Origin of the sequence: Gilliamella sp. Pas-s25, from assembly GCF_009795885.1 — a bacterium.
Taxonomy (GTDB): Bacteria; Pseudomonadota; Gammaproteobacteria; order Enterobacterales; family Orbaceae; genus Gilliamella.
Map to the genome: position 1 here is coordinate 1 of NZ_WTEV01000052.1, position 4,491 is coordinate 4,491.

Consider the following 4,491-nt stretch of genomic DNA (forward strand, 5'->3'; position numbering starts at 1 on the left):
TTCGTTAGGCTACTTGCCTCCCGTTGAATTTAAAAAACACTTATCCCTTAATTTTTTTGTTTGAAAATGTGTTGCCATTCCACTAATTAGTGTAGCCGATCCATAGTGATCCGATAAATTGGATTGATCCGTTAGGGTTGATTAAGGTTGCTGATAAGGGCGTTGAGGGGATCGCTGGAAAAGGGACTGATGAACAATTAGTACCAGATACTTTTGTTTCAGATGTTACTACTCATAATAGACAATTGGGAATATTAAATCGAGATAAATCACAGATATCTGGAGCACATAACCAAGATGCTTTTTTAGAATCCATTGAAATGACGGGGGCTAAAATTGTTGCTCCTAAACATACTGATAGTCGTTTTCCTGGCTTAATTGAATATCGATATCAGCTCCCTGCTAGAGCAGCAAATGGACCAAATGCGGGTAAAATTATTCGATTTAAAAAAGCTGAAAAGAAAACGACCTATGATCCTGCAATACTTTCCGATGCAAAAGTGGCTGATATGTCAAATAGAGCTGCAAAACAAGCGGAGAATTATTTTAAAATCAATCCAGAACAAAGGCAATATTCAGTCAAAATAGATGGTTATTGGTTTCGAGTAACTCGTGATGCTAACACAGGTAAAATAAATAACTCATTTCTTAGTATGCCGCCAAGAGGATCAAAATGACAAATAAGCAATTAAATTGGCTAATTAAAATTAAAAACCACTTTTATGATAAAGGTGTAAGAGATTTGTATGATATTATTTATTTAACTTTATCTAATAATCAAATGAAATATTTATCGTTTTTGAAAATGATAAGTGAAGGTGATGGATTTTTTCCAAATGAGGGAACTGGTTTTACTCTTGATAATGGTTGGGATGATCCTTCCGATTTTAAAGAAGTAATTTTTTATCTAGGAGAATACGAAAGTTCAACACTATCTCCCCAACATTTTGTTGAACTTATGCAAATAATATCTAATAGCTATATTGAAGCGCATCCTAAAGACAAAGATTCAATCGAATTTTATATGAATAAATTAAGAGAACGTTATTCAAAGTAAATAGTGAAATCCCCATATTACTAGTGGGGAGCATATTTTATTTATTAAATTAACAAGAAAAATTTAGCAATTAACTTATCTTGTTTGACTTTCATCGCATTAAATCTGGCAATATTAGTATCATTATAACCCTGATGCACAACTTGCTGAAATCACTAGGCATCAGCCACGCTGTTACTGGTATTATAATGCTGGTCAGCTACATACGGTGACTTATCCTGAAGCCAAACCGGCAATAAAAGCACTGAAACCCAAGCGCTGGCACCCGCGCCGTTTCACGCCAATATTGCCAAAGGCAACCGCCTGACCTTTTTTAGTGACAAACACTTTGAGTATGACCGCTTTGGTAATCTGATTGCCGAAAAGCGCGGAAAAGACCACAGTCTAGTCACCCACTATGAGTACGACTGCCGGCACCGGTTAATTAAAGTGATTAAGCCGACGGGGCTAATCATCACCTACACCTATGATGCCTTTAATCGGCGTACTAGCAAAACCGTGGATGGTAAAACTACTGAATTTATCTGGCAAGGTAGCCGGCTTATTGCCGAAACCGATAATGATAAACACTGGCAAACCTACCTTTACGAGCCAGATTCTTATCGTCCATTAGCTCTTGTCCACGGCAATGCCCGGCAAGATAATATCAAACTCTACTGGTACCAAAACGACCACCTCGGCACCCCCATTGCCCTTACCAGCAACATGGGTGACACCCTCTATGAATGCCAGTATAATGCCTATGGGCAGATAATAAACGAAACCTACCATCAAGACGATTTCCACGCTCTGCCAGATAACCCGCTAAGGTTCCAAGGGCAATATTATGATGAGGAGACGGGATTACATTATAACTTAAATCGTTATTACGACCCATTTACAGGCAGGTATATTACTCAAGATCCGCTCGGTATACTCGGCGGACTAAATAGTTACCAATACGCTGGTAGTGATCCGATAAATTGGGCTGATCCGTTAGGGTTGATTAAGGTTGAAAATAATGGGTTTGAAGGGATTGCTGGAAACGTTGAAATTCCTAATGGCATTAGTTTTAGTATTGAACAACCCAAACACTTAGCCAACGTTGACGGATTCAGCCAGAAATATGGAATTTCAGGTGGTCATAATGCAGATGCATTTTATTCAGCAGCAAAAAAATATGGTGTGAAGATCATCAATGAAAAACCTACAGGGGTTAATGGTATAACTAATGTTCAATACCAAGTCCCAGCCTTGGATCGTGCAGGTAATATGATTGGATATAAGGCAGAAATAAAAACTAAAACAATTTATGATCCTAAAATATTTACAGATCAGAAAATATTAGATTTAGGGCAACAAGCTGCTGTGAAAGGTTATAAAGAGGCAATGTCTACCTCTAGAGGTATTGCCGATGCAACAGTAAATGGAGTTACATTCAGAATCTATGTTGATAAAACAACGGGAACTGTTCGTAATTTTCATCCTAAATGAGGTAATTAATGAATAATAAGCTATTTGATAATTATGATTTAAACGTACACGAAATTATCACTACATATTTTAATATTATGTATAGTGATGGACAATTTTTAGAAACAATCTATTACCTAATTAATAAAATTGGATTTAGTACTGATGGTGCTTATTGTTATTTCCCTGATATGAATAGTTATGATGAAAATGATCACTTTAAAGGTATTGGATTCGACATAGGTTACCCTCCGACAGAGGATGATAAGATAATTGTCAGTGAAGAAACCTTCTATTACTATGTCAGATTAGCCTGTGAAAAGTACTTAAAAATTCACCCAGAAGATACAAACAAAATTAATAAATTACTTGCTAAAATGTCAGGGTAAATAAATCATCCTACCATCAAACTCGCCTTGTTCGGTTCCAATGATAGCAAAGCGACCTGCATAATATTCCTTGCCGGATAATCCATTAAGATTTCAAGGGCAATATTACGATGAGGAGACGGGATTACATTATAACTTAAATCGTTATTACGACCCATTTACAGGCAGGTATATTACCCAAGATCCGCTCGGTATACTAGGCGGACTAAATAGTTACCAATACGCTGGTAGTGATCCGATAAATTGGGTTGATCCGTTAGGGTTACTTAAAATTGAAGATAGTGGTTTTGAGGGGATAGCAGGAAAAAGGACGGGGACGACGGTATCTAAACTAACACCTGAAATGGAGAATAAAATTTTAGCAGGGCAACGTATTGAAGGCTCAAACAAAATAATAGGTGGGCATTCTCCAAATATAAATGATGCTAATCCTAAATATGCAGTAGAAACGATAAAAGTGAATGCTGATGGAACTCGAACTGTAAAATATATAACTCAGTTTGAGGATGGAAATTTGTCAAAAATAAAAACAAGCACTTTATTTCCTGAAAGTTGGTCAGATAAGAGTATTATTGATTCTGTTAATAAAATTGGAAATACTAAACCTATAGGAATAAGACTTTCAACTGGTGAAACTCTTCATCGAGGAACTGTTAATAAAGTGGAAATCGATGTCATTAAAAAAGGTAATGACATCACGGCGGGCTATCCAGTTGGAGGTAAACCTACACCAGGATTTAATCCAATAAAATAAAAGAGATAAGATATGTATAATAAATTTGATGTTTGTATATCTGATTTTAGCCATGAAAGTGAACCTGGCGATTATTGGTATGATTGTGCTATTTTGGAAGCTACTAATATACTTAATAAATTTAATAATAATGATTGGGAGTTATTATTAACTCAGCTAAAGTTTAAGCCTATTTTTTGGCAAAAAAGGCTTGTAGAATGTTTGGGTGATTTACATAATTCACATGAATTAGAAGTTCTCCTAAATATTATTAATACAAGTAATGAGGACTTATTTATCTCTTGCGTTGATTCATTAAGGCTTTTAGATTTATCTAATCTAGATAATTCTAAGAAAGAGTCGCTATTATTAAAAATAGATATTTTATTACAGAATGCTAGCTCACCGGTAAAGCGTATTTTAGAAGAGTTCATTAAAAAGCTAGTTGAATAAAAGTTAAATTCCCACCTAATAACCAGTGGGGATCTTGTTTATTATTTTTTAGAGCTTGCTCACAAGCTCTAAAACCAACTTGCCCGCTCAGTTGTAATGATAACTGGGCAACCGACATAAAAAGCTATCTGATCAAACCAGCCTCTAGCGTTCCTTATAATAAAAACAACCAACTTATTGCCCGTTATGAGCGTGACAGTGTTGGACGATTAGTTCAAAAAATATTACCGGATGGAAATATTGAACACTATGAATATGACACTATCGGTCTCTTGATTGCGGTAAAAGATAACTGATCCTCGCCAAAAAAGTGGACAAAAGCTGCCTCTATGATATAAACAAAAATCATAGGAGACAAATATCATGGTCAAAAAATTTAGTATCGAATTCAAACAACAATCGGTGGA

Annotated in this window: 7 protein-coding genes and 1 pseudogene; 7 read left to right on the top strand and 1 reads right to left on the bottom strand. The window is 35.6% G+C overall.

Features of this window, described 5'->3' with window-relative positions:
* The first annotated feature begins 137 nt into the window (after window positions 1-137).
* Together GQ593_RS13045 and GQ593_RS13050 are read left to right on the top strand one after the other, a co-directional pair.
* Complete coding sequence (locus tag GQ593_RS13045) at window positions 138-677, top strand: CdiA family toxin C-terminal domain-containing protein (protein WP_160432426.1); 540 nt, start codon at window positions 138-140, stop codon at window positions 675-677.
* On the top strand, window positions 674-1,057 hold the full coding sequence (locus GQ593_RS13050; RefSeq protein WP_160432427.1) for a hypothetical protein: 384 nt from the start codon (window positions 674-676) through the stop codon (window positions 1,055-1,057). Before GQ593_RS13045 ends, GQ593_RS13050 begins: the two co-directional genes overlap by 4 nt.
* Before the next feature lie 213 nt (window positions 1,058-1,270).
* Here the strand turns inward: GQ593_RS13050 and GQ593_RS13055 are convergent, their stop codons facing one another.
* Window positions 1,271-1,438, bottom strand: coding sequence for a hypothetical protein (locus tag GQ593_RS13055; RefSeq protein ID WP_160432428.1), 168 nt, complete (start codon window positions 1,436-1,438; stop codon window positions 1,271-1,273).
* Window positions 1,439-1,486: 48 nt separating this feature from the next.
* On the opposite strand from GQ593_RS13055, the gene GQ593_RS13060 reads away from it, so the two are divergent.
* The 5 genes and pseudogenes from GQ593_RS13060 (at window position 1,487) to GQ593_RS13080 (ending at window position 4,084) form a co-directional block, all read left to right on the top strand.
* The gene (locus GQ593_RS13060; RefSeq protein ID WP_160432429.1) at window positions 1,487-2,530 is read left to right on the top strand and encodes an RHS repeat-associated core domain-containing protein; all 1,044 of its coding nucleotides are present in this window, start codon (window positions 1,487-1,489) and stop codon (window positions 2,528-2,530) included.
* Between the two features lie 8 nt (window positions 2,531-2,538).
* Entirely contained in the window at window positions 2,539-2,898 is a 360-nt protein-coding gene (cdiI, locus tag GQ593_RS13065; protein ID WP_160432430.1) for a ribonuclease toxin immunity protein CdiI, read from the top strand.
* 76 nt (window positions 2,899-2,974) lie between these two features.
* Window positions 2,975-3,163 (top strand): annotated as a pseudogene (locus tag GQ593_RS14355) (RHS repeat-associated core domain-containing protein); the annotation flags it as partial.
* A gap of 6 nt (window positions 3,164-3,169) precedes the next feature.
* Window positions 3,170-3,652, top strand: a complete 483-nt coding sequence (locus GQ593_RS14020; protein WP_442903622.1) for an EndoU domain-containing protein — start codon at window positions 3,170-3,172, stop codon at window positions 3,650-3,652.
* A 12-nt stretch (window positions 3,653-3,664) separates the two neighbouring features.
* Entirely contained in the window at window positions 3,665-4,084 is a 420-nt protein-coding gene (locus GQ593_RS13080; protein WP_160432431.1) for a hypothetical protein, read from the top strand.
* The last annotated feature ends 407 nt before the right edge of the window (window positions 4,085-4,491 follow it).